This window comes from Porphyromonas levii (assembly GCF_018206105.1).
Lineage (GTDB): Bacteria > Bacteroidota > Bacteroidia > Bacteroidales > Porphyromonadaceae > Porphyromonas_A > Porphyromonas_A levii.
This window is the reverse complement of sequence record NZ_JADRGN010000070.1, coordinates 1-3,690: the sequence shown is the minus strand read 5'-3', so window position 1 is coordinate 3,690 and position 3,690 is coordinate 1. Positions and strand designations below refer to the sequence as shown.

Below are 3,690 nucleotides of genomic sequence, written 5' to 3'. Positions count from 1 at the left end.
TCAATAAAGACGAGGAGCACCAAAGCCCTCAGCATATACTTCCCCACCTAGAGTAAAGCAGCAGAATACAGTGTGAGTAATAATATTGATAAACAAATTACCTATGGGAATAGATAGAGTTATTTTCGGATTAGTACTTCTCTCCACAATGGTATGTACATCCTACACTGCAAAGGGAGAGGGAAAAGAGAAGGTGCAGATTAGAGTCCACTACTCTACCAAGTACCACCAATTTGAAGGGCAGAAAGAAGCTCTTGAGGATGAAGCCATCTTGGATATCGGTGGCAAGATCTCCCACTTCTATGGACTTAATAATGTCCAAAGGGAGTTGATTAAGGAACAGGTTTTGGCACAAGGAGGTAGTTCGGGAGATGTAATGAATGCCTGCGAGCGGGCTGGCTACCCAAGGACAAACCTGAATTATCAGGTTTGGAGAAACTATCCTACGACTAATCGGCTTACCTTTACCGAGAAAACCTTTAAGCATCTGCGCTATACAGAGCCGATGAGCAAGCCAGAGTGGACTTTGGTGCCCAAGGATAGTATCATCGCAGACTACCACTGTCAGCAAGCCGAGACCGACTTCCGAGGTCGGCATTGGACGGTTTGGTTTACTACCGAGATACCTTATAGCGATGGTCCTTGGCTGCTTACCGGATTGCCTGGGCTTATTCTGCATGCAGAGGAGAGCGAAGGTCTATTCGCCTTTACGTGCACACAGATAGAGCGAGTGGAGAATGAAACCCTCTTCTATCCCAAGGGGAAATACGTGGATTGCAGCAAACAGGAATACCGTGAACTTATGAAGCTATTATGGAAATCGCCTGATGCGCTATTTGAGAAGTTGACCGGATTTAAGACTCGAGGGAAAGATAGGTTCGGCAATGACATTACCTATCCAGAGAGGGTGACACTATTTTTAGAAAAAGAGTAATCCTAGACGGTATGCGTTTGCTCCCATTTTATCTAGCGATAGTACTATCACTGATTTCCATTAGCTCTAGCGCACAAACTATATACAGTGCACGAGTAGTGGATGAAAAAGGGGTGCCTATACAAGATGTCAATGTCATGCTCTATCGTACGGAGTCGACCCTGGTAGGATATGCTTTTACTGGGGTAGACGGGAGGTTCCAGATAACAACGAAAAAGGCTACGAACCCAATAGCAATAGGATTTATGTTGCTGGGGTACGAGACGAGACGCATAAAGATAGAAGAGTTTAGGAGTGGCATGGATATTAAGCTACAGAGTACCACTTTTGAGCTCCGTGAAGTGAATGTCACTCCCGAGAGAGTTAGGCAGAAGCAAGATACACTGGTATACAGTGTGTCCAACTTTAAGCTTAGTCAGGACAGGAGTATTGCCGATGTGATAAAAAAGATGCCAGGGTTATCTGTTCGCACAGATGGACAAATTACCTTTGAAGGGAAGCCAATCAATAAATTCTATATTGAGGGGCTTGACTTACTCGGATCTAAATATGCACAAGCGAGTGAGAACTTAAGCGCTGACAAGATTCAGGATGTGCAAATACTGCAAAACCACCAGCCGATAAGGAGTCTAAAGGGTGTACAATTTAGTGAACAAGCAGCCCTCAACATTATATTAAAGGACGAGGTAAAGAATGCGTGGACGGGGATTCTGAATGCAGGGATAGGGAGCACAGCACAAGGAGAAAAAGAGATGCTCTACAGCGGGCGTCTGATGGGGATGATATTTGGACGGCAAATGCAGAACCTCTCTATGTACAAGTATGATAACACTGGAAAAGACATCACAAGGGAGGTCCATGACCTAGTGACGGAACTACGGGGGAATCAGAAGGAGGCAGGTCTACTGAGAAGGCTAGTAGCTCCCGCAGCAGAGATAGAAAGGGGACGCTCTACTTTTAATCAATCACATCTCGTCACTACCAACCATCTAATAAAGACTAAGAATGATAATGATCTCCGCTTTCAACTCTCCTACTTTTGGGATAAAGAAAGAGGGAACTCTTCTCAAGTAACGAAGTATCTGGAACATGAGGGAAGTATCCTTTCTGAGGAGAGTAGTGTAGGCTCAAGGGTGAAAAGATTGGAAGGGGAACTGACCTACAAAATTAATAAGGAGCGGAACTATATCAACAACCGCATAAATGGCAGCTTTACAGTAGACAGGAGCGAGGGAACCTCTCTTTTACAACAAAAACAGGTAGAGCAGAATGTAGTACTCAAGAAATATTATGTTACGGAGGACTTTGAGATCATACATCGCCTAAAGAATGGAAATACCATCGAGGGGGCTTCTCTTAGTACCTATAGTTCTCTCCCCGGGCAGTTACTGACTGCGCAGGGGTTTAGTGAGCACCTGAAGACATCGGCATTTAGCTCGGATAATTATGTAGCATTCAACCACTCCATTAAAGGTTTTATGCTAAACCAACGCATAGGGTACCAACTGAAGCACCAAGAGATAGACGTACAGTACCCTGAGGTAGATAGCAAAGAAAGGTATACCCAGCAGAATTGGTATATCTCGACAGGTGTGAATTACCGAAAGGATGCACTGGCTCTAAGAGCAACGTTAAAGGGCGATCTCTTATGGCAAAAGTATGGAGCAACGAAGAAGAGAAGGTTTACATTTCAGCCTAGCCTATTCATACAGTATGAGTATAGTGCCAACTCTACTGCCTCACTCTCCTATAATTACTTCGAGTATCCCGATGGTCTTACATCTATCTACCGCACACCTTTATACACTTCTTATAGAGTGGTCACAGCTCATACTGGGAGTTTGGAGCATAGAGGTAATCACGCAGTAGCTCTAGGACTTAAGTATCAACGTCCTATCAAGGGGTATTTTGCAAGTATCAATGCTTCGTGGAATAGGCGAACGAATGAGGTGCTATACCATAGTACTCTACAATCCTCCATATATAGACAAACACCTACTGAACAACGGTACGACGCTTCTAGCTACTTACTAAGTGCGAACTTGGCAAAGTCGTTCTTTAGATGGAGGACGTTAATTACCCTCAAGGGACGACAGCTTTGGAGTGATTACTACCTACTGATGAGGGATAAGAAAGAGCCTTGGCAATTGCAGAATAGCGAACTTAGCCTTGCCGTCTCTATGCAACCATCGAAGGTCATTTCTTACGAAGTAACCAGTAAGATAATGAGCTATAAACAGGCCAATAAAGCGGATCGGTCTATCGCTAACCCCCGCATCACTTCCTTCTCGCATGCACTCGAATTATTTATTTTCCCGCTAAAGAATCTAGGACTGGGGAGTAAGAGCGAATTTTACCATTACACTGACAAGAGCATACAAGGCAATGTATTCACTGATGCACACGTTAGCTACAAGAAGGATAGATACGAATTCAGACTCTCCTGCAGAAACATCTTTGGGAACAATCAATATCAGAGGAGGTGGCAGACATCGACTACAGATATTTACTCCATATTCCACATACGCCCAAGAGAGGTATTTTTTGACTTCACTATTTCGTTATGACACACAGATTATGGTATGCGGATATTATCGAGTCATCACCACTTGAACACTTCACTCGGTGTACGAGCTGAATCCAATTGAACTTGTAGCGACGCCACTACCTCAGGATATTGTTGCGACAAATCGAATAGCTCTCCAGGGTCATGACGTAGGTTCTACAGTTCGAGCTTGCTTTCCTTTGGTTGCTTA

At 44.1% G+C, this 3,690-nt stretch carries 2 protein-coding genes; both read left to right on the top strand.

Going from position 1 to position 3,690, the window contains the following annotated elements; genetic code table 11:
* Positions 1-103 precede the first annotated feature (103 nt).
* A complete protein-coding gene (locus tag IX315_RS09425) occupies positions 104-934 on the top strand; it encodes a GLPGLI family protein (protein WP_240704010.1) in 831 nt (276 codons plus the stop codon).
* Between the two features lie 11 nt (positions 935-945).
* On the top strand, positions 946-3,501 hold the full coding sequence (locus IX315_RS09420) for a TonB-dependent receptor (RefSeq protein WP_211837411.1): 2,556 nt from the start codon (positions 946-948) through the stop codon (positions 3,499-3,501).
* The last annotated feature ends 189 nt before the right edge of the window (positions 3,502-3,690 follow it).

Coding starts and splice junctions, on each gene's coding strand:
- IX315_RS09425 (WP_240704010.1), top strand. CDS start 104: ATGGGAATAGATAGAGTTATTTTCGGATTAGTACTTCTCTCCACAATG.
- IX315_RS09420 (WP_211837411.1), top strand. CDS start 946: ATGCGTTTGCTCCCATTTTATCTAGCGATAGTACTATCACTGATTTCC.